This is a genomic window from Shewanella goraebulensis (assembly GCF_030252245.1).
Classification (GTDB): Bacteria; Pseudomonadota; Gammaproteobacteria; order Enterobacterales; family Shewanellaceae; genus Shewanella; species Shewanella goraebulensis.
This window is the reverse complement of sequence record NZ_CP126972.1, coordinates 4,728,781-4,752,682: the sequence shown is the minus strand read 5'-3', so window position 1 is coordinate 4,752,682 and position 23,902 is coordinate 4,728,781. Positions and strand designations below refer to the sequence as shown.

The window sequence follows — 23,902 nt, the reverse complement described above, 5'->3', positions numbered from 1 at the left end:
ATGAAACAAGCATTACAACTCACCAAAACGGCCGTCGCATTGACTGGCCTCATCTCATTAATTAGCTTTGGCGCGAGTGCTGCCCCAGCACCTTCTCAAGAAGACTTACGTTTATATGATATTGCCGCAGCTCCAAAAGCTAAGCGCTTACATGATGATGTCGCCAAACTAGTAAGCTTTGGTACAAGACATACCTTATCGGAAACTAAATCGGATACGCGTGGTATTGGCGCGGCAAGGCGTTGGATTAAAGTAGAATTTGAACGTATTTCAGCTGACTGTGGCGGTTGTCTTGAAGTCGTGATGGTAGGCGAAACTGTTACAGGTAAGCGAATTCCTGAGCCAACTGAAGTGGTTAATGTATTTGCAATTCAACGAGGCAAAATTGATCCTAAGCGAGTCGTGATGATGAGCGGCGATATTGACTCTCGCGTGACCGATCCAATGAATTTTACTTCAGATTCACCGGGTGCCAACGATAATGCATCAGGCGTTGCTGGAGCATTAGAGGCGGCGCGAGTACTATCTAAATATGAGTTTAATGGCACCATTGTTTATGCTGCGTTGTCTGGTGAGGAGCAAGGCTTGTACGGTGGTGATGTATTGATTAATTATGCTAAAAAGCATGACTGGCAAGTTCAAGCTGTGCTCAATAATGACATGATTGGCAACATTGCTGGTATTAATGGCGTGATTAATAATTCTACCGTTAGGGTATTCTCTGAAGGCGTCAGAATTGCAGAAACCAAAGAAGAAGCAAAAGAGCGTTACTTTAGTGGCGGCGAAAACGATTCAGCCTCTCGTAACTTAGCCCGAAACATTAAAACCTTGGCTGACCAATACATGACAAATTTAGATGTTATGTTGGTATACCGTCTTGACCGCTTTGGTCGCGGTGGTCACCACTTACCATTTAATAAAGCGGGCATGCCTGCGGTTAGGGTGATGGAAACCAATGAGCATTATGATCGTCAGCACCAAGATTTACGTACCGAAAACGGTATTGAATATGGCGATGTGATTGAAGGTGTTGATTTCAATTTTAACGCTAAACTAACCGCATTAAATGCGATCAGTTTAGCCTCAATGGCATGGGCGCCAGCGCCGCCTACAGGCGTTAAGATTGAAGGGATAATGCAACCCGACACTAAAATTCAGTGGAATGATAATATTAATAAAGATGTTGTTGGCTATCGTGTTTATTGGCGCCTAACAACTGAGTCAGAATGGACCCACAGTCGCTATGTTGGCAAAGTAAACGAGTTTATTATGAAAAACATGGTGATAGATAATTATCTCTATGGCGTTGCTGCTGTCGGCAAAGACGGCAATACCAGCCCTGTGGTATTTCCTGGTGCAGCTGGCGCTTTTTAATATAAACGCTTTTAGATGTTAAGCAAAAGGGAGCAAAAAAATGTTAAACAAGGATGTATACATTGAATAAAATATTAATCTTGTCAGTAATCATTGCAGCGAGTGGCATGCTCACAGCTTGCACTAGTAATAACGTTAAAACAGCTTCGATGAATGCTGGTTGTGATTTTGTCGTTGGCGCGGCCAATAACAAGGTTCAGCGCGACGAATGGGAATCTAGGCCAGGTAATACTCGTAGCGATCCACAGCAAGATGTTGCAGTGGGCCTTTTCAGTGCCTTGATGGGTTTGATTACTCGCCCTTTTTCTGCCGATAAAGGATGCGTATAGCTGGTTTTATTTTATCACCTGAAATTCATGTATTAAAAAGCCACCAATAACGGTGGCTTTTTGTTGATGAATTATTGAGCGCTTTTAGCTATTTCACTCTGGCACTTTTTATTCAGGTGCTTTTTACTAAGCACTTTTATTCAGGTACTTTCTATTCAGGTACTTCTAGCTTAACCACTGTTTTTCCGCCACTTTGACCTAGGCAGCGCTCTAAGTAATCCAAAGTTTCTTTAGCCGCGGTATCTAGCTGCCAAGGTGGGTTAATCACCCACAATCCAGCAGCTGTCATACCAAAGGCATTGTTGTCTGGGGTAATTGATTGCTCAATTCTAAGTTGATTTTTAATGCCGCTATCAGCCAAAATTTTCAACATAGCTTCAGTCTGCGCTCTATCAACCACAGGATACCAAAGCATATATACACCTGTTGCAAAGCGTTTGTGAGCCTTAATGATTGCGTGGGCTACATCTTGATAGTCAGTTTTTATTTCATAACTTGGATCAATTAGTGCAACACCGCGGCGCTCGAGCGGTGGTACTGCAGCAATCAGCCCTTTTAAGCCATCACCTTTTACTACGCGAACATGTCTGTCATCAGCAAATTGCTCATCAAGTGAGGCAAAATCAGTCCCGTGTAGCTCATGTAATACCATGCGGTCTTTCTCACGCATGTTCATATCAACAAAAGCAGGAGAGCCAGGGTAAAAAGCCAGATCTTCTTCACCTTGGTTGAAGTGTTTTACATCTTCAATATAAAGCTGCAAGGGTTCTGGTAAATCATCTTTGCCCCAAAGCTTAGCGACACCATCTAGATACTCACCTGTTTTCTTAGAAAACTCATCGGTTAGAGCATAACCGCCAGCACCCGCATGACTATCAATGTAAGCCATTGGCTTATGTTTTTTGTGCATGAGTTTAAGCACTTGCAGCAACATTGAATGCTTGAGTACATCGGCATAATTGCCAGCGTGATAACCGTGACGGTAACTTAACATGAGTAATCCCAGATTATTTGAACAGCTTAAGGCTGTGTAATATCTGCATTATAAGTTTTCTATGCCATCAGGTATAGGTATTCACTCCCGAAGGCTTTTGGCATAATAGTCATAATCTCATTGAGCCTTGGACAACCCTTTGCAAATACCTGTTTTTTTTAACCAACAATATCCTTCTTTAGTTGATATCAGCGAACGCTGGGGCTTAGTGTGGGATAAAGAAGCTGAGTTTGAATTACGCTTCGAGCAAAACACCTTAACGCTGCACAAACGTGACGAACCTAAGCTTGATGGCATTGAAGTCGATTTTGTTTCAGGTGCGGTTGCACATCGGCGCAAGTTCGGTGGCGGTCGCGGCCAAACAATTGCTAAAGCCGTTGGTTTGAAACAAGGTATTTCTCCTACGGTTGTCGATGGCACAGCAGGCTTAGGCCGCGATGCGTTTGTGTTGGCGAGTTTAGGTTGCAAAGTGATTATGGTTGAGCGTCACCCTGTGGTGGCTGCTTTACTTGAAGATGGCCTGCGCCGCGCTTATGAAGACGCTGAAATCGGTGATTGGATGCGTGAACGCATGAGTCTATTTCATGGCTCAAGTATTGAAGCGTTAGTTGATGCGGCTGCGCAATCAGGTGAAGAAATTGATGTAGTGTATTTAGACCCTATGTATCCACACCGTGAGAAGTCAGCGCTAGTGAAAAAAGAAATGCGCGTGTTTCAAACGCTTGTTGGTGCAGATTTAGATGCCGATGGATTATTAAAACCTGCCCAAGCATTAGCGACAAAGCGTGTGGTGGTTAAACGCCCAGATTATGCCGAAGATTTAGATGGGGTAAAACCTAGCATGGTATTAGCGCAGAAGAAAAACCGCTTTGATGTTTATGTAAAAGCGGCTATGAAGTAAGCGTGTCTTTATTAATGGGTTAGTCGATTCGCAATAAAAAACCGTCAGGATCTTTAACGAGTTTATTAACACTATTACTTTGCTGTTCTTCAACTCCTTTTAAAGTGAGTCCTGCAAAACCGCTGTGGGTCGATGTATGGTAACTAAAGTCCTCATCCTCAGCGGTGCCGTCAAATTGCTGCAGTTCTAATAGCGTTTCTGGGTATTGCCATAATATTTCCACAATTTCGGCATTCATTGATTTGCCGACTGATTGGCTGGCTGAATTGATTGCAGCTTGTAAATCGGCAAAGGCTTGTGCGTGTTTATCAGCCAGAAAGTATAAGCTCATGTTGCGCTCGTCTGAGCGGAAAGTATGTACTAGCTCTAATCCCAACTCTTGGTAAAACGACAGACTTAATGCAATGTCTTTGACTCTTAAGGTCGATAAATTGAAGTGCGCGGCACTGCCTAATGGGTAATCTGGCGCTTGCTTTATTAATGAACTTTGGGTGTGTTCAAGCAAATGTGTTTGGATTAACTCAATGCTGTAGCCGTCAGGATCTTCAAGGTGACATAAATACGCGAGATTAGGGATTTCTAAGCAAGGCGTAGTGGTAATGCCATTATCGATGAGGTTTTGACGTGCCGTTTTTAAGTGGCCTACCGCAATTGAAAATTTCCAATAGCCATCCACTCGACTTGGTTGCTTTGCAATACTAAAGACGCGCTGAGGATCATGTATTAATTTAAGTTGCGCATGGTTCGCTGCGCTGGGAAACTGCAATAAATAATGACAGCGGCCGCCAATTTGATCCTGCTTTACCAGCTGCATTCCCAACTGCTGCAGATAAAACCCCAAAGATTGCTCAGGGTTGCTGATATATAAACTGTGGTGAGTTATCTGCATTGATTTACTTTCCTTATTACTCAGCTGCGTTAACGCTCGCCTTGAACTTCAAATTCATCGCTAGCTAGGCGTGCTTTGCCATCTGCTTCAACAACCCAAAGCTCACGATGTACAACACCAAAGGCTTTATTCATAGTCCAGCTTGAGGTCAATATATAGCCATTATCACCTTCAGCTTCCCAAGTGACATCGGTGTAGTCAACATCTTTAAATCCTTGATCCATAATACCTTGCCAGAATGCTTCAATCGCTTCACGACCTTCGAATACGCCAAATGGGCGTGCTGTCATAATGCAATTTTGTTGGTACTGGGCGGCGCATCCTTTGGCATCTTGATTATTAAAAGCGCTTTGCCACGCTGCAATGCCATTTTTGCATGCGGTTAATACTGGGTTTTCTGTAGTGGTTGATTGAGTCATTATTTAATCCTTAAGCGAGTGATGAACCCATCGAATGAGACTGATATTAGTCTTGTCACTACTTCGGAAAAACAGCTATATTTACAATCACTGTTTAATAAAACTGAACAATAAAATGAATCGATTTCGTCAAATGGCCGTGTTTGCCCATATTGTTGAGTCTGGATCAATTACTGGCGCAGCTGACTCGCTTGAACTGTCAAAGTCAGTGATCAGCCAGCACTTAAAAGCACTAGAAACAGAACTTGATGTGGTGCTGTTAAAGCGAACAACGCGCAGACAGTCTTTGACGTCTGCGGGTGAGCAGTTTTATCAGCAATGCAAAGCTTTGAATCAAATTGCCAGTGACGCTTGGTTTGAAGTCGAGCAAACTAAACTTGCTCCTCAAGGGCGAGTGCGTATTACTGCACCGAATGCATTAATGGAAACGTTAGTGACACCGGCCATTAGTGGTTTACTTAAACAATATCCATTGCTGGAACCAGAGTTAATCAGTCATGATCAACATTTAGATTTATTATCCGAAGATATTGATTTAGCTATTCGGGTTGGCCAATCAGAACAAAGCATGTTGATGCAAAAACGTATTGGATCATTTCGAGATGTTTTGGTGGGCAGTAAGTCGATTATAGAGAATGCCGACATTGATACACTGCCGTATGTTGCCAACACTTGGCAGGGTAAAAACATTGTTCATCAGTTTGAGTCAAATGCACATCAGTTCAAGCAATACACCGCGAAAGCCCATTGTGTGACCAATTCGTTTCATACCTGCTTAGCCCTGATTCAATCTGGCTGTGGAATCGGAATTGTGCCTGATTTTCACCTTTCTAAATTGAGTGACGATATCGCGTTAGTTTTCCCTGAGTATCATCTCCCAATCAACAATATTTATGGCTTACACCCATATGGACACAAAGCGCCGTTAAATATAAAAGTGAGCCTTGAGGCAATCACAGCCGTATTTTAATCATTCTCAGACCACATCCTGAAACACATAGTGTCTATTATGTTGCATTTTTCAAATTGTCGATTGAGAGTGTAAGCAAGTATGTCTCAACTGGCTTAGCTAGTTTTATCAGTTTCCCAGTACTGGTCATTTTGCTTTTTATATTTAATTTTATGTTTTATAAGTATTAATTGTGGTTTTTAAATAGTTTTTCAATATGGTCGATATGTTGTTTGTGGCATATAGCTGGTTATGTAAATGGGCTAAGGTTGTAGTTTTGTAAAGCCGTGCAAAGTTGAACAATATCAGTATGAATTTTTGCTGCAAATCTCTAAAATTATTAACATAAAAATAATCACACTTTGGAATTTTGGTCGATGAACAAACATTTCACTGTAGCGTTAATAGCCTTATCGCTAAGTGTCTTAGCAGGATGCACCAGTCAGTCATATTTGGATGAGAAACAGGTGACCCCTGAGCTTCCACAAACTTGGTACACCAGTGCCCAAGCATTAAAAGAAAATCAGCCTTGGGTTGAAGCCATTGCCACTGACCAATTATTGGAACTTGCCAGTATTGCGTTAAATCGTAATCAAGATTTGATTAAATTAGCGTTAGACGTTGAAATCAAAAAGCAGCTTCAGACTGTCAGCGATTCAAACTTTTGGCCAGAATTAACTGGCGGGCTAACCTCTGGTCGTAATGGTGATAATGACACCCAAACTAACACCAATAGCCTGAGTTTCGACTTAACTTATGAGCTTGATATTTGGGGTAAGTTATCTGACAACGCTAAGGCCACTAAGCTAGATTTATTAACTGCACAAGCCAACTATCAACAAGCGCGAGATAACCTTGTCGCAGATGTAGTAAGTGCGTATTACCAAGTGGTAACGTCTCAAGAGCTAGTAAAGTTATATGAGCGCCGCACTGAAAATGCCAGAGTAAGCTTTGATATTATTGAGTCTGGTTATTTCCAAGGGCTTAATACGGCCCTTGATGTGTATTTAACTCAAAATGCTTTTTACAACGAACAATCCAACCTCTTCGGCCAACGCAATCAGTTAAATTCCGATATACGCCAATTAGAACGATTACTGGGCGGTTATCCTGCAGCCAAGTTGCTGGTGGATGCTAAATTACCATTATTGCCTCAAGGCATAAAAATTGGTATTCCGAGCGAGCTCGTTAAGCGTAAACCTTCCTTGCAAGGGGCGTGGTATCAGCTGTTATCTCAAGATGCGACCGTCGCTTATACTCAAAAACAGCGCTATCCGTCGCTGCGTTTAGGCGGCAGTGTAGGCAGCAGTGGCAGTGAATTTGATAATCTGTTTGATGGTGACTTTAGCAGTTGGTCTGTATTTGCTGGGTTAACCTCACCGATTTTTAATGCAGGACGGTTAAAAGCGCAAACTGAGCAGCAAAAGCTGATTTTAAAGCAGCAAGAGCAACAATACCTCAGCACCTTGTTTACTGCATTCGAGCAAGTGGAAAACACGCTGGGTTTAGATGCCAGTTTACAACAACAGTATCAAGCCACACTTAAGTCACAAGAAAATGCACTGCAAGCCGAAACACTTTCATTTGAGCAGTATCAAGTTGGGCTAGAAAGCTACACCACAGTTTTGGATGCGCAAACTCGCTCGTTTGTGGCGCAAACCTCTGTGATCAATTTAAAAAATCAAATCATTGCTAACCGTATTCAATTGCACCTGGCACTAGGTGGCGATCTCGATGCTGGTGTAACCCAAGATGAATAATATTATGAATAAAAAATACCTTGTTCCAGTCGCCATTATTGCAGTTGTCGTTATCGCGATATTTGTCATTACTAGCAATCCTCCAATATCTAAGCGTGGTGCTAAAAAGGCGGCGAGTAATGTCACTGTCGAAACTCGTCAGATCCATTTGCAAGATTATCAAATTGAAGTCAGTAGCTTTGGCGTGGTTAAGCCTCGAACTCAAAGCTCACTTGTCACCCAAGCATCCGGGCAGATTCTATCAATTAGTTCTAACTTTCGAGAAGGTGGTTTCTTTGAAAGAGGCGAAGTTTTAGTTCAATTAGACGACCGAGATTATCTGGCTGAAGTGAAGATAGCTCAAGCGGGTTTATTACAAGCCAAGCAAGGCTTACAAGAAGAGCAGGCCCGAGTTGAACAAGCATTAATTGATTGGAAGCGTTTAGGTAATGGTCGTGAACCAACAGAGTTGGTGTTACGTAAACCACAATTAGCTGCCGCGCAGGCATCAATGCTATCTAATCAAGCGCAATTGGATAAAGCACTACTCGCCTTAGAGCGAACTAAAGTTGTTGCGCCATTTGACGGTCGCATTTTAGAGAAAAGTGTCGATGTTGGCCGTGTGGTGTCAACCAATGCAACCCTCGCAACTATTTACGCCACTGATTATGTTGAAATTCGTCTGCCAATTAACAATAAAGATTTAGCCTTAGTCGACTTGCCTGAACAAGGTAAAAAGGTCATTGCACCTGTGCAATTTGAATCAGACTTAATTGGTTTACAGAACTGGCAAGGCCAGCTGGATCGCACTGAAGGTGCGATTGATGATAGCTCGCAGCAGCTTTATGTCGTTGCGCAAATTGATGAGCCATTTAGCTACCAAAGTCATAAGCAAATGCCATTGAAAATCGGTCAATATCTTACTGCGAAAATTCAAGGAAAGGTGTTAGCTGGCGCAATTGTTATCCCTACAAAATCAATTTACCAAGGCAGTTACGTTTACATCGTAGAGGATGGAAAATTACTGCGTACCGAGGTCTCTATTTTGTGGAAAAACAGCCAAGATGCCGTAATAGCGTCAGGGCTTAAAGCCAATGATAATTTAGTGACAACATCTTTAGGTCAAGTGAGCTCAGGTACGCCTGTATTAATTTCTGGTGCAGCTAAACCACAAAGAGCGCGACCTGAAAATCGCCCGACAGATGAAGCGATGGCAAAAGGCCCTCGTCAGGGTGAAAAAGGCCCTAAAACTAAGGAGGCGCAATAATGATTGCTTGGTTCACTAGAAACCATGTTGCCGCCAACTTATTGATGTTGTTCTTGTTGGTGATTGGACTGGGGTCGTTATCGACACGTATTCCGCTGGAAGTTTTCCCGAGCGTGGATTCTGAAATTGTTTCTGTCAGTATTTCGCTGCGCGGTGCGACTCCTGAAGATGTTGAACAAGGGGTAACAATTCGAGTTGAAGAAGCGGTTCAAGATCTTGAAGGGATAAAAAAGATCACTTCGAATTCTTCTGAAGCTTCTTCTAACGTCAGCATAGAAGTTGAGAGCAGCTATGATCCCCGTGAATTATTGGCCGATATTAAAAGCCGCGTCGATGCGATTAATACGTTTCCGGCAGACGCTGAAAAGCCTGTTATCGCGCTGGCACAACGTAAGCGCGAAGTTATAGCGGTTACCGTTACCGGTAAATATAGCGAAAAAGAAACCTTAGAGTTTGCAGAGGTCGTGCGTGATGAATTGCTGCGCCTTGAAGGGGTGACTCAGCTTGATTTAAGCGGAGTGCGAAATTACGAAGTTACCCTAGAAGTCTCACAGGATAAATTGCAGCAGTACCAATTAACCTTAACTGAAATTGCTCGTGCTATTAATGGCTCGAGTACGGATATTTCGGCAGGTAACTTAAAAACCCAAGGCGGTGATATTCTGCTTCGCTCAAAAGGCCAAGCGTATTACAAAGATGAGTTTGCCAATATTGCCATTAAAACGGCAACAGACGGTACGATCATTCGCTTAAGTGATGTTGCCAACGTGGTTGATGGTTTTGAAGAAACCCCAGTGCGTACTCGGTTTAACGGCGAACAAGCCGCATTTATTGATGTTTATCGTATTGGTCAGCAAAGTGCGATTGATGTGGCGGATAAAGTCAAAAACTATATCAACTCACGCCAAGACAGTTTACCTGCAGGTTACAGTTTAAGTTACTGGGACGATGATTCAGAAATCGTTAAAAACCGTATTTCAACGCTGGTGGGAAGCGCTATGCAAGGTGGCATATTAGTGCTGCTATTACTGACGTTATTTTTACGACCTTCTATCGCGTTCTGGGTATTTATTGGTATTCCAGTATCGTTTATGGGCGCATTTATTTTCATGCCGTTTTTTAATGTATCGCTAAACGTCATGAGTTTATTTGGTTTTATTTTGGTATTGGGTATCGTGGTGGATGACGCCATTGTCACCGGCGAAAATATCTATAGTCATTTAAAAACCGCACCTAACGGTGAAATAGCGGCAATTAACGGGGCTAAAGAAGTGGCTGCACCAGTGACCTTTGGTATTTTAACCACAGTCACCGCCTTTTTACCTATGCTGTTTATTGAGGGAAATCGTGGGGCGATATTTGCCCAAATTGCCATTGTGGTGATCCCTGTTCTGCTATTTTCACTCATTGAATCTAAGTTTGTACTGCCAGCTCACCTTAAGCACATAAAGCTGCGTCACGAAAATCAAAAGCAAAATCGTTTTGAGAAAATGCAGCAAAATTTTGCTGATGGTTTTGAAAAGGCGATTATTAAGTTTTATCAGCCATTTTTACGCGTGGCATTAAAAAATAAAGCCGCTACGTTAAGCTTATTTACGGGTGTGTTGTTTATTATTTTTGCCCTGTTGATGACGGGCTGGACTAAGTTTACTTTCTTCCCACGTATCCCAAGTGAAACGGTGCGCTTAAGCCTTACCATGCCAGCGGGCACGCCATTTGAGGTGACCAACCAATACATTATTGATATCGCCGCTAAAGCCAAGGTTTTGCAGGATAAGTATATTGATGAAACCACTAACGAAAGCATTATTTTGAATATTCTTGCGACCACTGGCGGTCGTGGTGGGACGTCTAACGCTGGTAGTGTGCGTTTTGAAATTACTCCACCAGAAAAACGTGAGTCGGATATTACCTCAGGGCAACTGTTAGCGGAATGGCGGCGTATGGTGGGTGATGTCCCAGGTGCTGAGTCAGTGACATATCGTGCTGAAATTGGCCGTAGCTCCGACCCTATTGATGTGCAGTTAAGTGCAAACTCATTGGATACACTTAGGGAGATTGCAGATCAAGTCAAAATCCATTTAGCTAATTACCCAACGGTGTTTGATATTTCCGATAGCTTATCAAACGGTAAAGAAGAATTACTGATTGAACTGACTGAGCAAGGTAAAGCGCTGGGCTTGACCCGTGAAGAAGTGACTAATCAGATCCGTAGTTTCTACTTTGGCTCTCAAGTGCAACGTATTCAGCGAGGGCGTGATGATATTCGGGTCATGGTACGTTTGCCACTTGATGAGCGTCAGTCGTTGGCTGATCTTGAAAAAGTATTGATCAGTACCAGTGATGGTTCCCAAGTACCACTTGGGCATGTGGCAAAAATGACCTCGGGTAAGAGTCCATCGACCATCAAACGTATTGACCGTTATCGAGTGTTAAATGTCACGGCCGATGTGGACAAAGACAATACCAATATGACGGTCTTACAGGCTGATTTAAAAATTTATCTTGATGGGTTAGTGGCGCAGTATCCTGGCGTACGTCATTCATTAGAAGGTGAGGCTAGAGAGCAAAGTGAAAGCTTTGGTTCATTACAATGGGGCTTAGTGTTTGTCACATTTATGATTTACAGCTTATTGGCGATTCCATTTAAGTCTTACATACAACCCTTGATTGTCATGAGCGTGATCCCATTTGGTTTAATTGGTGCTGTAATGGGCCATTGGATAATGGGTTCTGCACTAACGATATTCAGTATTTTGGGTATGTTGGCGTTAGTGGGGGTAGTGGTGAATGACTCGCTAGTCTTGGTTGATTTTATCAATAAAAAACGCGCAGAAGGTATGGCGCTGGTGGAAGCAGTACTCACGGCAGGGGCAAAACGTTTTAGACCAGTGATGCTGACTAGTTTAACCACCTTTATTGGCTTAATGCCGCTATTGCTAGAGCGTTCAACTCAAGCACAGTTTTTAGTCCCAATGGCGATATCACTGGGCTTTGGTATTATTTTCGCTACGTTTATTACGCTTATTCTGGTGCCGGTTAATTACATGGTGGTAGAGCGTATTAAGGGCGTTAAAGTCGATGAAGCGGAGTTTGATAAAGATTACGGCGACAGTTTTGCGCCAGCTCCGTTTGTGAATGAGTCTGCTACCAATGAACCCGTTAAAGCGAGTTAGTTAGAGTTGGCTAAAACGGAATGTTAAAGCACAGCTGGTTATGTAACCCATCAATAACCAGCTGACTCTAGCACTTACCGCTACATGCTTTACCTGTTTTGCGGGTATAGGACACGAGATTTCCTCTAGCATCTAAGTGAAAATCACAACATTGATTAAATAAGCTGTATAGAGACTGACGGCTTTTTTGCACTCGCGACTTTAAGGTCGAGTATTTAATATCTTGTTGAGCAGCATAGGCTTTTTGGGCGACACCATTTAGCTCAACTGCGGTCAGCAACTCCGCTTCTTCTGGTGGTAGGCCATTAATAAAGGGCGTAATACAATCAGTCATTTGTTCAAAAATATCTTCGCTTTCTTCTAAAGCCCAGTCATGTTGATCTTGTAATTCGCTTGTTTGGTTTCTAGCACGCTTACGATAAAAATCGATGATGGTGTGATTAGCTATTTGAAATAGCCAAGATTTAAGCTTTTTAGTGTCTTGGATTTTGTCTAAGCTGTTATAGCTTTTGATTAGGATTTCTTGCAGTAAATCATCAACATCAGCATGATTTGAGACATTTTTAGTCAAAAATCCCTTAAGGCTAGTGCGATATTCAGCCCAAATAGTTTCAATGCTTATAGCTGTTGATGTTGTCATCGTGTTTCCTATGATGTTTGTTTTCTCAGAACGCAAAAACTGATCTAAGCATACTTAGATCAGTTCGTGTGTTGTCATTATCCAGTGTAGCGCTGAATTATCAGGATGTATAACGCCTGCAGTTTCTTGTTTAGTAACCTGAATAGCTACTTTAAAAGCGATTTAACCGCAGCAACTCGCACTACCACTGCAACCCGTTTGCACAATATTTTTACCTTCAGCCAAATAGGTATTGGTTAAGTAAAAGCCTGAAAATTTCTCTACAAAGTCACTCGATACTGTTTTTTCAACTAAACCTGTTGCCATGATAGCTTGTTGCCATGCTTGCATTTTAGGTAAACCACACAGCATGTCATAGCCCGACTTTTGCTTAATAATATCAGTACGGTGAAGTAGTGGTAGCCAAGCTAAATCGACGTTACTTAATGCATCAGATTTAAAAAACTGGGTGCTGCCAGTAAGCTGTTCTTCAGCTTTTTGGAATGCTTTGTACAATTTCTTAAATCGAGTTTCTAAGGTCGCTTTATCTTTGCTGCTCATCGCGCCACATTGTGCCAAGTAATGCTTAGAACCTAAGTAACTCCATGCACGATCTAATGCACGTTGCTCGTTAGTCACATTTTGTTCAAGCGGCCCAAATTCATCTTCGATGTATTCAATAATCGCATCAGACTCAAACAAGGCAGTGCCATTGTCTGTCACCATCACAGGCACTTGGCCGTTGGGTGAGATATCTAAAAACCATTGTGGCTTGTCACTTAAGCTGATGTATTCGATTTCATAAGCGATATTTTTAGCCGCCAGCGTTGCTGTAACACGTTGAACAAATGGACAGATTTCAAAGCTGATAATTTTAATCATGGATTGAGCCTTCTTACGATGAACGCAAATTTAATTGTTTAATTACTCATAAGACGAAGGCAGATAAAAAAAGACGAATTTTTTATCTTCTACTCAAAAAATTATCAATTTAAATCTAGTTAATAGCTTTATATCAATTGCTTACTGGTTTTAAGCTAACATTGCTGCCGCAGCCAACAGTACAAACAAACCTGCTGTAATTCTGCGTATTAATGCTAATGGCAACTTGTCTGCAGACAGTTTTCCGATAATCACAACTGGCACATTGGCGAGCAACATGCCGATAGTGGTGCCTATTACCACCATGACTAATGCATCAGCGTATTGAGCGCCAAGAATGGAGGTGGCTATTTGGGTTTTATCGCCTATTTCAGCAATGAAAAAGGCAATAAAGCTGGCAACAAAGGGGCCTCTGTTGGAGATTTTTTCATCATCATCGAGCTTATCTGGAACCAGTATCCATGCTGCCATGGCTAAAAAGCTGATTGCTAATACCCAAGTTAATAGCTGAGGAGAAAGGTAATCGGCAATCACCACACCTAAATATGCAGCTAAAGCATGATTGGCAATGGTGGCTAAGAATATGGCGGCAATAATAGGAATAGGTTTACGGTAGCGGCTAGCTAGCAGTAAAGATAACAGTTGGGTTTTATCACCAATTTCGGCCAAGGCGACAGTGGTAATGGAAATCGCTAATACACTCACAGAATACTCTTTTGGAGGTGGGGATTGTGATTAACCTAAGACAATGCTCACTCCCCACCTCGGGTTGTGATCATTGTCTATGGTCTCACTAAACTCAGTTGGCACTGAGTCTTGAACGCCATGATGATGTGCATCAATTATGTTGACGAACAAACCAACTTATTTAAAGGCTGTTTAAATGAGTGGCAAGTTACTCCCCAAAGACAGCGGCATTGTAAAGATTGTCAGGATTGATTTCAAGCTTAACTGAATATCAGCAATGATGAACTAGCGAGGATTATTGACTGAGCCCGTGTGATTTACAGTGTAAATTTTTACTGAATAATTGATTGAGAACAAAAAAACCTTCAATGAAATTGATTTAGTTTGATTATCAAGATATTTTATTTGAATGCTTTGACAATCAAACTAAAGGTGCCGCGTGCGATTTACTACCGAACATCAACACGACTTTTGTCCTCAGCAAAGTGCTGGCGAAAAGAGAACACTCTACGTATTAATATTAACTGTGACCGCCATGGTTGTTGAGATCATTGCTGGCACAGTATATGGCTCGATGGCCTTGCTAGCTGATGGTTGGCATATGGGAACCCATGCAGCAGCGTTTTGTATCACTTTATTTGCCTATCGCTATGCGCGAAAGCATGCTGATTCTGATAAGTTTTCGTTCGGAGCGGGTAAGGTTAGTGTATTAGGTGGCTACACCAGCGCGATTGTTTTAGGTGTGGTGGCGTTATTGATGATGGTTGAATCCATTCATCGGCTGCTTAATCCGCAAACCATTCATTTTAACGAAGCCATTATGGTGGCCTTTATTGGTTTGGCTGTGAATGTTGCCAGTATTTTCTTATTGGGCGAGCACCATCATCATGATCACGATCATTCGCATGGCCCTTCACACAGTCACTCACATGGCCATTCTCACGATCACTCACACGTCTCTTCACAAAAGCATTCGCACGGCCATTTTCACGATCATGCACATGAACATAATGAGCATAGTAAAGATCATCAACATGAGCACCAACAGCACGAACACAAGTCAGGTGAAAAGCATCATGATCATAATTTGCGTGCTGCTTATATGCACGTGTTAGCCGATGCATTAACATCTGTATTAGCGATTATCGCGCTTGTTTTTGGTAAGTTTTATGGCTGGCATTGGCTCGATGCTGTGATGGGTATGGTTGGTGCGATTGTAATAACCAAATGGACTTTAGGTTTAATGAAACAAACTAGCCCAGTGCTATTGGATGAGAGTATTGATTCGCAATATAAACAGCAGATAGCTGACGTATTAAAGCCTTATGCTGATATTAAAGATATGCACGTTTGGAAAATTAGCGGTCATCATTATTCGGCAGCGCTAACCTTAGTTGCAAAACAGGCTGATTTTTCTATTGCTGAATATAAGAACTTATTGAGTCAATTTGATAAAATTCATCATCTAACAATTGAAGTTCACCCAATGAGTTAATCCATGCCAAATACTGAGTTATTAAATCAAACGATTATTGAGTTTTACGACAAGATGTCTTCTTGGGAGCAGTCTGTTGTTAAAGAAACAGGCTATAGTCTTGCGCAGACTCATACCATCGAAGTGCTGGGAACATTCGGCGCGCTCAGAATGAAGGAATTAGCACAAAAACTCGGTATCACCACAGGAACGCTTACTGTGCAGGTGGATAAATTAGTGAACTTAGGGCTAATGGAGCGAACTCCTCATCCAGAAGATGGCCGTGCAATTGTGGTGCAATTAACCTCATCTGGGTTAGATATTCACCATCAACATCATCAACTACACCTTGATTTAATGGGCGATCTCACTCGCCATATTGATATTGAAGAAGCCAAAGTACTGTTGTCATGTTTACAAAAAATGAATCAAGAGTTTTAGTACTGAATTTTTGAAGCATTATTATATATGTAACTAAAGGTAACAAATATACCTTTAAATCAATATTTTAACCTTGATGAAATACTGTGTTACCCTGAAAAAGATATACTACAAAAGGGCTATGATGTTGAGGTTTTATATGGACATATTATTGGTGAAAAGGTGGCGTATTTGCCTATTCGGCTGCCTTTTTGTACTCAGCGCTAGCGGATTTGCTAAAGAGACCCTGTTAGAATTGCAAAAAACAGTGGCCAAAGTCAGTCCTGCTGAAGCTGTCGTGTTGCTGGATAAGTTTGATATAACCAGCAGCGGCTTTTCGCCTGAAGAACAAGCGCAGGTGTATTTTCTTTATGGTCAAGCTTACGAAAAGACCCGTCAATTAAATCAAGCGATAAATAGTTATGATAAAGGCATTGCGCTGGTTAAATACCTACCCGTTTCAGACATTCTTATTGATAGCCATTTAGAGCGCTCTTTTGCGCTATATCTTCAATCAAATGACCCTATAACCTATTGTGTTGATAGGAAGCTGGCACTTGAATATGCCCGCAAACACACCAATTCAGAACTCCTTGCTAAAACGCTGACCCAAAATGCTTTCTGTTTCATAGAACCTGATACAGTCTATAAAGGCATCGATTTACTTGATGAAGCCTTACTGGTGGTGGATAAAAGTGAGAATCTCAATGTTAACCGTAAGGCTCTGATTTATAATGCCACTGGCAGTTTGTATCGTCGTGTTGGCTTACATCAGCGAGGTTATGAAAACTTCAAAATAGCCTATGAAACTTGGAAAACCATTAACGATATTGAAGATATGTTTAACATGCAGCACAACATGTTAAGCCAAGCAATTAAGTTAGGTGATTGGGGTAAGGCTGAAGAAAGTATCCAACAGCAATTTGAATTAGCACGAGTTGCCAATGGTGAAGGTGATTTATTGTTTTTCTCGCACCTGAATGCGGGTCAATTGGCACTGAGAACCTATGACTTTACTCAAGCTGCGGTTCATCTTGAAAAGGCGCTTTTGTTACAAGATACCACCAGAGAACAGTACTTTATCACTAGCACCTATTTGTATCTCGCGCTTGCCTATACTCGCAGTGGTGATTTAAATAAAGCGGCTGAAATGGCAAGAATATTTAGGTTGGATGATAAATTTCCAGCCAATATGAAGGACATGATGTTAAAGGCTGATGCCATTATTGCATTAGCAGAAAATGAGCCAGTAAAAGCGGCTAATTTATTTTTGCAGGTTGTTGATATTGAGCGAGAGAACAACCAGAGCATTATTGACAGTAAAGTACTGACGACATCACTGGATCATAATATTAAACTCGCAGCATTTGAGAATGAGCTACTTGAAAATCGCCTTGCTATTAATGAGTTAAATTGGGCTGCTGTTGAAGATAAAGAACGAATTAGCGATTTAAGGCTTACCTTATTTCTAGTACTGGCTGTGGTGTTATTTGGCATAGTATTGATTTTATTGCACTCAAGAAAAACCCTTAAAGAACGTGCTCAAACTGATTATCTCACTGGCTTATCGAATCGCGGTTACACCTTCCAAAAAGGTCAGAAGATTATTGATAGAGCCATCCGTAAGCGCCAACCTGCCTCTGTGATTATTTTTGATATTGATAATTTTAAATCGATCAATGATCGTTTTGGTCATCATATCGGTGATTTAGCGATTAAAGCAGCAGCCAAAAGAGCCAGAAGTTGGCTTAAAAAGACTGACTTAGTCGGTAGAATTGGCGGCGAAGAGTTTTTAATTATTTTGGATAATACCAACCTTGATGAAGCCTTTACTATTTCTGATAGGCTGCGTAACGGTATTGCGTCCCAGTCATTCCACTTTGATGGCATTGATGTTGAATTTACCATTAGCTTAGGTGTGGCCACGTTAGATAGTGTATCAACGACATTAGCAGATCTGAGTAAACATGCTGATGACGCACTTTATCAAGCTAAATACTCAGGTAAAAATAAAGTCTATCTTGCCAAACAGTGTGCTTAAATAACCGAAAATTGAGCGGTTAAAAACCGCTGCCAACATTAAAGTAGAGCGCACTTTGCTCCTCACTAAAGGCGATATCAACCCCCATATGGATGCCATAACGACGGGCTATTTGATAGCGAAATCCGACACCGTATGCAGAGATGAGCTCATCTGATGCAGACTCTGTCATCGCGTTTACCGATGACGAATTTAGCACTGCATTATCTTGATAGGTGTAACCCAAGCCGTAAAAGCCAGATAAAGTCCAACGATGGTTAAGGTGATACATAACCTGTGTTTGCAATGTGGCAGTTTGATCCCCTTGATAGCGATATGATGACACCCCGCGTAAATCAATATAAGGCTTAACTGTAGGCGGTAGCGCATCGTCTTTTGCGTAAAAAGCTTGGTAATTTCCCGCAACAGCCAATGTCCACTTCTCTGCCACAGGCCAAAAGCTTTGACCACTTATTTCAAAGCTATCATAGAGATAGTCTGAACCAAGCGCCTCGTTATAACTCATGTATTCTGCTGACACTAAATAGCCTTTAGAAGGGTAAAATATATTGTCGCGGGTATCATATTCAGCGGCTAAACCAAGACCTGATGAGGTGTTATGTTCTCCAAGCGTTTGTTGGAAAATCCAATCAACAATTTGGTTTGAAGACGAAATGCTCGATTGTGCCCAAAATTGTTTTACACCCAACATTAATTGAGTTTCAGGAATGCGAAACAACAATTTTTGACTCGCAAAAGCCGCAGTGGTTTGGGTATCAAAACTGACAGGTTTGTCGACGGGCAGTAAGCCGCCTAAGTTAGAGTAAAGGTCAAAATTGACCTTACCCGCTCCTCCAATAACGGTATAACGAATATGATCTTGCTGCCATGAATGGCGGTGTCCGGCAAAGGCAAACCAAGAACCATTTTCAGTGGCTAATGCTCCTATAGCAGTCATGGCTGGTGGGATTAATTGGGCACCACCATCTAAGGAGGCCATGGCCTTTTCTTGTCTGTGGGCTTTTTCTTCCTCAGATTCATGCAAAAATAATCCTGCAATACCGCCACCGAAACCGACAGCGGGCTCGGTAATGATTACTGGTACAGGTAGAAAACCATACGCATTTTCTGCTAGGTAATTACCCATATCAAATTTGCCATCAACAGGATCATAGAAGCTGCTATCGGTGCCTGCAAAGGCAGAACCACTCAGCATCAATGATGATAAGACTATTTTTTTGAACATGAATGTATACCTGAGATCGATTTGTTGTCAGTGCAGTGATCAAAGTGATTAGGGAAGCCATCTCACAATAAAAAAAGCGGCAACGGGAACCCTTGGAGTGGTGAAGTGTACTTATATTGGCGATAAGTACTCCCGTTGCCGACTAATGCCCTAAGGCGAGATAGAATTTACTCGATGAATGTAATTTAACGAACTCACCTTTGCAGGATCAAATCCTCTTAGTTAATAAAAGTACTCAGAGGCGAACAGTGTTTCACTGTTTTCTATTGCCGTTACTTTATTGAGATATCACAGTTGCTCTGTTTGTTTTAAAAGCATGTTTTGATGTTTGTTGCACCTTATTGGTGCGATGGGTGAGTTAAAAGTCAGCATGTCAGTGTTTGAATTGATATTTCAAGTATACAAAAAATGCAATTGGAATAATTATTTTAACATTTAAAATCAACATCTAACATTAAGTATTGAACCATTGTAGTGCAAGCTTAGATAAGCTGGCATGTTCCCTGTAACGTTTAAGTTCATCAGCAAGTGATGCGTGAAATGGAAGGGAAAGCACATGATGACAAAACCGCTTATTTTTACCGATATGGATGGTACTTTACTGGATCATTATGATTACAGCTTCTCCAGTGCAATTGGCGTGATAGAAGCGCTAATAGAAAAGCAAATTCCCATTATTGCTAATACCAGTAAAACTTTTGCTGAAATGGAGAAAATTCAACAAACCATTGGTTTTAATTCACCATTCATTTCTGAAAATGGTGCAGTGGTGTATATCCCTATCGGTTATTTCGACAGCCAACCAGCAGATACGTTTACGCAAGGTTATTACTGGGTAAAAGAGTTTTGCGAACCCCGCGAGCATTGGTTACAGCTACTCGACGCCAAGGCTGATGAGTTTGCTAGTGACTATATTGGTTTTTCGACATTAACATCTCAAGACCTATGTGAACTGACTGATTTATCGGAAGATAAAGCCACTTTAGCCCTCGTAAGACATTATTCAGAACCGTTATTGTGGACGGCAGATATCGACCGTAAGCAAGCCTTCATTAAACATATGAACAGTCTAGGAGCCAATATGTTGCAAGGTGGCCGTTTTTTACATGTGGGTGGGCATACTGATAAAGGTCGAGCGATGGATTGGCTCGCGCAAGTCTACGCCGATGTGTACCAAACAAGTGTTCAAACCATTGCACTGGGCGATAGCGGTAACGACAGTGCGATGCTAGAAGCCGCAGATGTGGCTATTCAAATAAAATCTCCAACTCATACCTTTCCAAAAATTATTACTAGCAACAAAACAATGCAGAGTCAGCAATATGGTCCTAAAGGTTGGGCTGAATGTTTGCAGGCTTTGTTACTGGAATCATCGGCACCAACACCATCATTTACGCTTGAGGAGGCATAACATGGCTGATTTTTATCAAAATGGCATTGTTACTACGCTACATAATTTAACTCAGCGTACCCATGAAGAAATGGAAAAGGACTTGATGAAGTTTTCTAAAACTCGTCCTTTAGGCTTAATCTTGCCTTCACTATATTCTGAGCTAGAAGGTGAAGCATTACCTCAAATTATTAATCAACTGAAAGAAGTGCCTTATCTCAATGAAATTGTAATTGGTCTCGACAGAGCCGATAAAGAACAGTATAAGCAAGCGTTAAGCTTCTTTAATCAATTGCCGCAGCATCATAGAGTGTTGTGGAATGATGGCCCTAGGTTACAGGCATTAGATGCCAAGCTGAGTAAACTAGGTTTAGCTCCCAAAGAGCTCGGTAAGGGGCGAAATGTGTGGTATTGCATGGGCTACACCTTAGCATCGGGTAAAACTGAATCGGTGGCATTGCATGACTGCGATATCGTTACCTATGAAAAATCATTATTAGCTCGCTTACTCTATCCCGTGGCTAACCCACAGTTTAACTATGAGTTCAGTAAAGGCTTTTATGCCCGCATGTCTGATGGAAAAATTAATGGTCGAGTATCACGCTTACTGGTCACGCCATTGATTAAAGCTTTGCAAAGAGTCGTGGGTCATAACGATTATTTAGAATATATGGATAGCTTTCGTTATCCACTTGCGGGTGAATTTTCATTCCGCCGTGATGTATTGAATGATTTGCGTATCCCAAGTGATTGGGGTTTGGAAATTGGGGTGCTCAGTGAAATGCACCGTAACTATGCCCACAATCGTATTTGTCAGGTAGATATTGCAGATAATTACGATCATAAACATCAAGACTTGTCGTTAGATAATGCCGAAGAAGGGTTATCTAAAATGTCGATAGATATTACTAAAGCCTTTTTTAGAAAATTAGCGACTCAGGGTGAAACCTTTAATACTGAAGCCTTTAGAACATTAAAAGCGACCTATTACCGCATCGCGCTGGATTATGTTGAAACCTACCATAATGATGCGTTGATGAATGGTTTAACCACAGATATCCATACTGAAGAAAAAGCCGTCGAAATGTTTACTCAAAATATTGTTACAGCAGGTCAGCGCTTTTTAGATAACCCGATGGAAACCCCGTTTATGCCGACGTGGAGTCGTGTAATCAGTGCTATGCCAGATGTGCTTGAACAGCTTAAAGCAGCGGTTGAAGCAGATAATGCCGAGTTCATGTAAGACTAATGATTGGATTTTCTGGCCTATCGTTTTTACTGTGAGCCCCTTGGGTTAAGTATCATCAAGTGGCTTACAGTAAGTAATAATGTTAGAAGAAAAACTTATGACTGAAATTGAAAGTTTAAAACACAAACTTATTCAACAGCTTGATTGTATTTATAAAGATGTTGAGCTTAAGCAATCTAGCGATGAATTAGCTGAATCGTTAATTGATACTATGCGTATTGAGCAAGGTGGCTTTACCCCAAAGCCCTATAGTAACCATTGGTCTGAGCAAGATGTGGTGATGATTACTTATGGTGATAGCATCATTTGCACTGATCAAAAGCCGTTAGCGACCTTGTCAGAATTTATGAATACCCATCTTGAGTGCATTAATTCGGTGCATATTTTACCGTTTTTTCCATTTAGTTCAGATGATGGTTTTGCAGTGATTGATTACTCCAGTGTTAATGACGGTTTAGGGGATTGGTCTGACATTAAAACCATTGCCAACAAGCGACGGTTGATGTCTGATTTAGTGATTAACCATTGCTCTAGCCGTAGTGCATGGTTCCAAAATTTTATTAAAGGCGAAGGTGTCGGTCATGACTACTTTTTTACCGCTAATATTAATGATGACTTATCTCAAGTCGTTCGCCCGAGAACCTCAGAATTATTAAGACCGACTCACACCAGCAAAGGTTGGCAGCAGGTATGGTGTACATTCAGTCACGACCAAGTTGATTTTGACTTCCGAAATCCGCAAGTCATGATGGAATTTGTACGAATTATTCGCCAATATCTCGATGCCGGAGTGAACATATTCCGTTTAGATGCGGTGGCTTTTTTATGGAAAATTGTTGGGACTAAATCCATTAACTTGCCACAAACACATGAGGTCATCCGCTTACTGCGCACCCTTATAGAGCATGCACAACATGATGCTGTAGTCATCACCGAAACTAATATTCCAAATACTCAAAACCTGACCTATTTTGGTAACGCCAATGAAGCCCATTGCATTTACAATTTCTCATTGCCTCCGTTACTGATAAATACATTAATTACAGGTAGTTGCTTGTATTTGAAACGCTGGCAAATGAGTATGCCGCCAGCTCAAGATGGTACAACTTACTTTAACTTTATTGCTTCCCATGATGGTGTGGGTTTAAGACCTGTTGAAGGAATATTGGAGGATGAGGAGGTCAAGTCGCTAGTTGAAACCATGGCATTATTTGGTGGGAAAATCTCCAGTAGAACCAGTGAAGATGGCCAGAAAAAGCCTTATGAAATAAACATTGCGCTCATTGATGCGCTACAGGGCACCACTAAGGGTAAAGATCAGTTTGGGCTAGCACGGTTTACTTGTGCTCATGCGATTATGCTCGGCCTTGAAGGCATTCCAGGGATTTATATTCATAGCCTGTTAGGCACTGAAAATGATTATGAAAAGCTGGCAAATACTTCCCATAACCGATCGATTAACCGTCATCGCTGGGATTACCACACGCTAAATGGTTTGCTATCTGATGAGCGAAATAGTCACAGTAAAGTGTTAGCGTCATTGACTAAGCTCATTAGTATTCGAACCAATCAGAAAGCCTTTAATCCCAATGCCACCCAGTTTACCTTGCATTTGGGCTTGCAGTTATTTGGATTTTGGCGTCAAAGCCGTGATCGTAGGCAGAGCATTTTTTGTATCAGTAATATTACCGATCAACCTATGGATTTACCGTTAGCTGAGCTTAACTTGATCGGTACTGAAACTTGGTTTGATTTAATCGATGGTGAAGTGATTAGTGATATTACCGCAGTGCAGTTACTAGAGCCTTATCAAACGGTATGGATAAGTAATGTGGCGTAAAGTTCGCCATCAAGAATAAAAAAACCAGCATTCATGCT

General features: G+C 41.5%; 20 protein-coding genes and 1 riboswitch. Of the genes, 13 read left to right on the top strand and 7 right to left on the bottom strand.

The window, feature by feature from the left end:
- Together QPX86_RS20040 and QPX86_RS20035 are read left to right on the top strand one after the other, a co-directional pair.
- Positions 1-1,374 carry a M28 family metallopeptidase gene (locus QPX86_RS20040; protein WP_285163732.1) on the top strand — a complete coding sequence of 458 codons (1,374 nt, stop codon included), beginning with the start codon at positions 1-3 and terminating at the stop codon, positions 1,372-1,374.
- A gap of 62 nt (positions 1,375-1,436) precedes the next feature.
- Positions 1,437-1,703, top strand: a complete 267-nt coding sequence (locus QPX86_RS20035) for a hypothetical protein (RefSeq protein ID WP_220752547.1) — start codon at positions 1,437-1,439, stop codon at positions 1,701-1,703.
- A gap of 151 nt (positions 1,704-1,854) precedes the next feature.
- Here QPX86_RS20035 and QPX86_RS20030 read toward each other — a convergent pair whose 3' ends face one another.
- A complete protein-coding gene (locus tag QPX86_RS20030; protein ID WP_285163731.1) occupies positions 1,855-2,697 on the bottom strand; it encodes a 23S rRNA (adenine(2030)-N(6))-methyltransferase RlmJ in 843 nt (280 codons plus the stop codon).
- Positions 2,698-2,836: 139 nt separating this feature from the next.
- Here QPX86_RS20030 and QPX86_RS20025 point away from each other — a divergent pair, with 139 nt between their 5' ends.
- Entirely contained in the window at positions 2,837-3,598 is a 762-nt protein-coding gene (locus QPX86_RS20025) for a class I SAM-dependent methyltransferase (RefSeq protein WP_285163730.1), read from the top strand.
- A 19-nt stretch (positions 3,599-3,617) separates the two neighbouring features.
- Here QPX86_RS20025 and QPX86_RS20020 read toward each other — a convergent pair whose 3' ends face one another.
- Entirely contained in the window at positions 3,618-4,487 is an 870-nt protein-coding gene (locus QPX86_RS20020) for a VOC family protein (protein ID WP_285163729.1), read from the bottom strand.
- A 29-nt stretch (positions 4,488-4,516) separates the two neighbouring features.
- The gene (locus QPX86_RS20015; RefSeq protein ID WP_285163728.1) at positions 4,517-4,906 is read right to left on the bottom strand and encodes a YybH family protein; all 390 of its coding nucleotides are present in this window, start codon (positions 4,904-4,906) and stop codon (positions 4,517-4,519) included.
- 115 nt (positions 4,907-5,021) lie between these two features.
- Between QPX86_RS20015 and QPX86_RS20010 the strand changes: the two genes are divergently transcribed.
- From QPX86_RS20010 to QPX86_RS19995, 4 genes are all read left to right on the top strand, one after another.
- Positions 5,022-5,876 (top strand): LysR family transcriptional regulator, encoded by an 855-nt coding sequence (locus QPX86_RS20010; RefSeq protein ID WP_285163727.1) that lies wholly within the window; start codon positions 5,022-5,024, stop codon positions 5,874-5,876.
- A 356-nt stretch (positions 5,877-6,232) separates the two neighbouring features.
- Positions 6,233-7,615 (top strand): TolC family protein, encoded by a 1,383-nt coding sequence (locus QPX86_RS20005; RefSeq protein WP_220752540.1) that lies wholly within the window; start codon positions 6,233-6,235, stop codon positions 7,613-7,615.
- Between the two features lie 4 nt (positions 7,616-7,619).
- Positions 7,620-8,861: an efflux RND transporter periplasmic adaptor subunit gene (locus QPX86_RS20000; protein WP_285163726.1), complete on the top strand. Its 1,242-nt coding sequence runs from the start codon at positions 7,620-7,622 to the stop codon at positions 8,859-8,861.
- A complete protein-coding gene (locus QPX86_RS19995; protein ID WP_285163725.1) occupies positions 8,861-12,037 on the top strand; it encodes an efflux RND transporter permease subunit in 3,177 nt (1,058 codons plus the stop codon). Before QPX86_RS20000 ends, QPX86_RS19995 begins: the two co-directional genes overlap by 1 nt.
- A gap of 67 nt (positions 12,038-12,104) precedes the next feature.
- Here QPX86_RS19995 and sigZ read toward each other — a convergent pair whose 3' ends face one another.
- The 3 genes from sigZ to QPX86_RS19980 form a co-directional block, all read right to left on the bottom strand.
- On the bottom strand, positions 12,105-12,677 hold the full coding sequence (sigZ, locus tag QPX86_RS19990; RefSeq protein ID WP_285163724.1) for an RNA polymerase sigma factor SigZ: 573 nt from the start codon (positions 12,675-12,677) through the stop codon (positions 12,105-12,107).
- 162 nt (positions 12,678-12,839) lie between these two features.
- On the bottom strand, positions 12,840-13,538 hold the full coding sequence (locus tag QPX86_RS19985; protein ID WP_285163723.1) for a glutathione S-transferase family protein: 699 nt from the start codon (positions 13,536-13,538) through the stop codon (positions 12,840-12,842).
- A 150-nt stretch (positions 13,539-13,688) separates the two neighbouring features.
- The gene (locus QPX86_RS19980; RefSeq protein ID WP_285163722.1) at positions 13,689-14,243 is read right to left on the bottom strand and encodes a TMEM165/GDT1 family protein; all 555 of its coding nucleotides are present in this window, start codon (positions 14,241-14,243) and stop codon (positions 13,689-13,691) included.
- A gap of 90 nt (positions 14,244-14,333) precedes the next feature.
- Positions 14,334-14,454, bottom strand: a riboswitch (yybP-ykoY riboswitch).
- A gap of 210 nt (positions 14,455-14,664) precedes the next feature.
- On the opposite strand from QPX86_RS19980, the gene QPX86_RS19975 reads away from it, so the two are divergent.
- The 3 genes from QPX86_RS19975 to QPX86_RS19965 all read left to right on the top strand — a co-directional run bounded on the left by QPX86_RS19975 (position 14,665) and on the right by QPX86_RS19965 (position 18,160).
- A complete protein-coding gene (locus tag QPX86_RS19975) occupies positions 14,665-15,720 on the top strand; it encodes a cation diffusion facilitator family transporter (RefSeq protein ID WP_259651220.1) in 1,056 nt (351 codons plus the stop codon).
- 3 nt (positions 15,721-15,723) lie between these two features.
- Entirely contained in the window at positions 15,724-16,140 is a 417-nt protein-coding gene (locus QPX86_RS19970) for a MarR family winged helix-turn-helix transcriptional regulator (RefSeq protein ID WP_220752534.1), read from the top strand.
- Between the two features lie 139 nt (positions 16,141-16,279).
- Complete coding sequence (locus tag QPX86_RS19965) at positions 16,280-18,160, top strand: tetratricopeptide repeat-containing diguanylate cyclase (protein ID WP_220752533.1); 1,881 nt, start codon at positions 16,280-16,282, stop codon at positions 18,158-18,160.
- Between the two features lie 19 nt (positions 18,161-18,179).
- Here QPX86_RS19965 and QPX86_RS19960 read toward each other — a convergent pair whose 3' ends face one another.
- Positions 18,180-19,385, bottom strand: coding sequence for a BamA/TamA family outer membrane protein (locus tag QPX86_RS19960; RefSeq protein ID WP_285163721.1), 1,206 nt, complete (start codon positions 19,383-19,385; stop codon positions 18,180-18,182).
- A 556-nt stretch (positions 19,386-19,941) separates the two neighbouring features.
- Here QPX86_RS19960 and QPX86_RS19955 point away from each other — a divergent pair.
- The 3 genes from QPX86_RS19955 to QPX86_RS19945 all read left to right on the top strand — a co-directional run bounded on the left by QPX86_RS19955 (position 19,942) and on the right by QPX86_RS19945 (position 23,864).
- Positions 19,942-20,796, top strand: a complete 855-nt coding sequence (locus QPX86_RS19955; RefSeq protein WP_285163720.1) for an HAD-IIB family hydrolase — start codon at positions 19,942-19,944, stop codon at positions 20,794-20,796.
- 1 nt (position 20,797) lies between these two features.
- Positions 20,798-22,018, top strand: coding sequence for a glycosyltransferase family protein (locus QPX86_RS19950; protein ID WP_220752530.1), 1,221 nt, complete (start codon positions 20,798-20,800; stop codon positions 22,016-22,018).
- 103 nt (positions 22,019-22,121) lie between these two features.
- Positions 22,122-23,864: a sugar phosphorylase gene (locus tag QPX86_RS19945; RefSeq protein ID WP_220752529.1), complete on the top strand. Its 1,743-nt coding sequence runs from the start codon at positions 22,122-22,124 to the stop codon at positions 23,862-23,864.
- Positions 23,865-23,902 lie beyond the last annotated feature (38 nt).

Coding starts and splice junctions, on each gene's coding strand:
- QPX86_RS20040 (WP_285163732.1), top strand. CDS start 1: ATGAAACAAGCATTACAACTCACCAAAACGGCCGTCGCATTGACTGGC.
- QPX86_RS20030 (WP_285163731.1), bottom strand. CDS start 2,697: ATGTTAAGTTACCGTCACGGTTATCACGCTGGCAATTATGCCGATGTA.
- QPX86_RS20020 (WP_285163729.1), bottom strand. CDS start 4,487: ATGCAGATAACTCACCACAGTTTATATATCAGCAACCCTGAGCAATCT.
- QPX86_RS20015 (WP_285163728.1), bottom strand. CDS start 4,906: ATGACTCAATCAACCACTACAGAAAACCCAGTATTAACCGCATGCAAA.
- QPX86_RS20010 (WP_285163727.1), top strand. CDS start 5,022: ATGAATCGATTTCGTCAAATGGCCGTGTTTGCCCATATTGTTGAGTCT.
- QPX86_RS20005 (WP_220752540.1), top strand. CDS start 6,233: ATGAACAAACATTTCACTGTAGCGTTAATAGCCTTATCGCTAAGTGTC.
- QPX86_RS20000 (WP_285163726.1), top strand. CDS start 7,620: ATGAATAAAAAATACCTTGTTCCAGTCGCCATTATTGCAGTTGTCGTT.
- QPX86_RS19995 (WP_285163725.1), top strand. CDS start 8,861: ATGATTGCTTGGTTCACTAGAAACCATGTTGCCGCCAACTTATTGATG.
- sigZ (WP_285163724.1), bottom strand. CDS start 12,677: ATGACAACATCAACAGCTATAAGCATTGAAACTATTTGGGCTGAATAT.
- QPX86_RS19985 (WP_285163723.1), bottom strand. CDS start 13,538: ATGATTAAAATTATCAGCTTTGAAATCTGTCCATTTGTTCAACGTGTT.
- QPX86_RS19970 (WP_220752534.1), top strand. CDS start 15,724: ATGCCAAATACTGAGTTATTAAATCAAACGATTATTGAGTTTTACGAC.
- QPX86_RS19965 (WP_220752533.1), top strand. CDS start 16,280: ATGGACATATTATTGGTGAAAAGGTGGCGTATTTGCCTATTCGGCTGC.
- QPX86_RS19960 (WP_285163721.1), bottom strand. CDS start 19,385: ATGTTCAAAAAAATAGTCTTATCATCATTGATGCTGAGTGGTTCTGCC.
- QPX86_RS19955 (WP_285163720.1), top strand. CDS start 19,942: ATGATGACAAAACCGCTTATTTTTACCGATATGGATGGTACTTTACTG.
- QPX86_RS19950 (WP_220752530.1), top strand. CDS start 20,798: ATGGCTGATTTTTATCAAAATGGCATTGTTACTACGCTACATAATTTA.
- QPX86_RS19945 (WP_220752529.1), top strand. CDS start 22,122: ATGACTGAAATTGAAAGTTTAAAACACAAACTTATTCAACAGCTTGAT.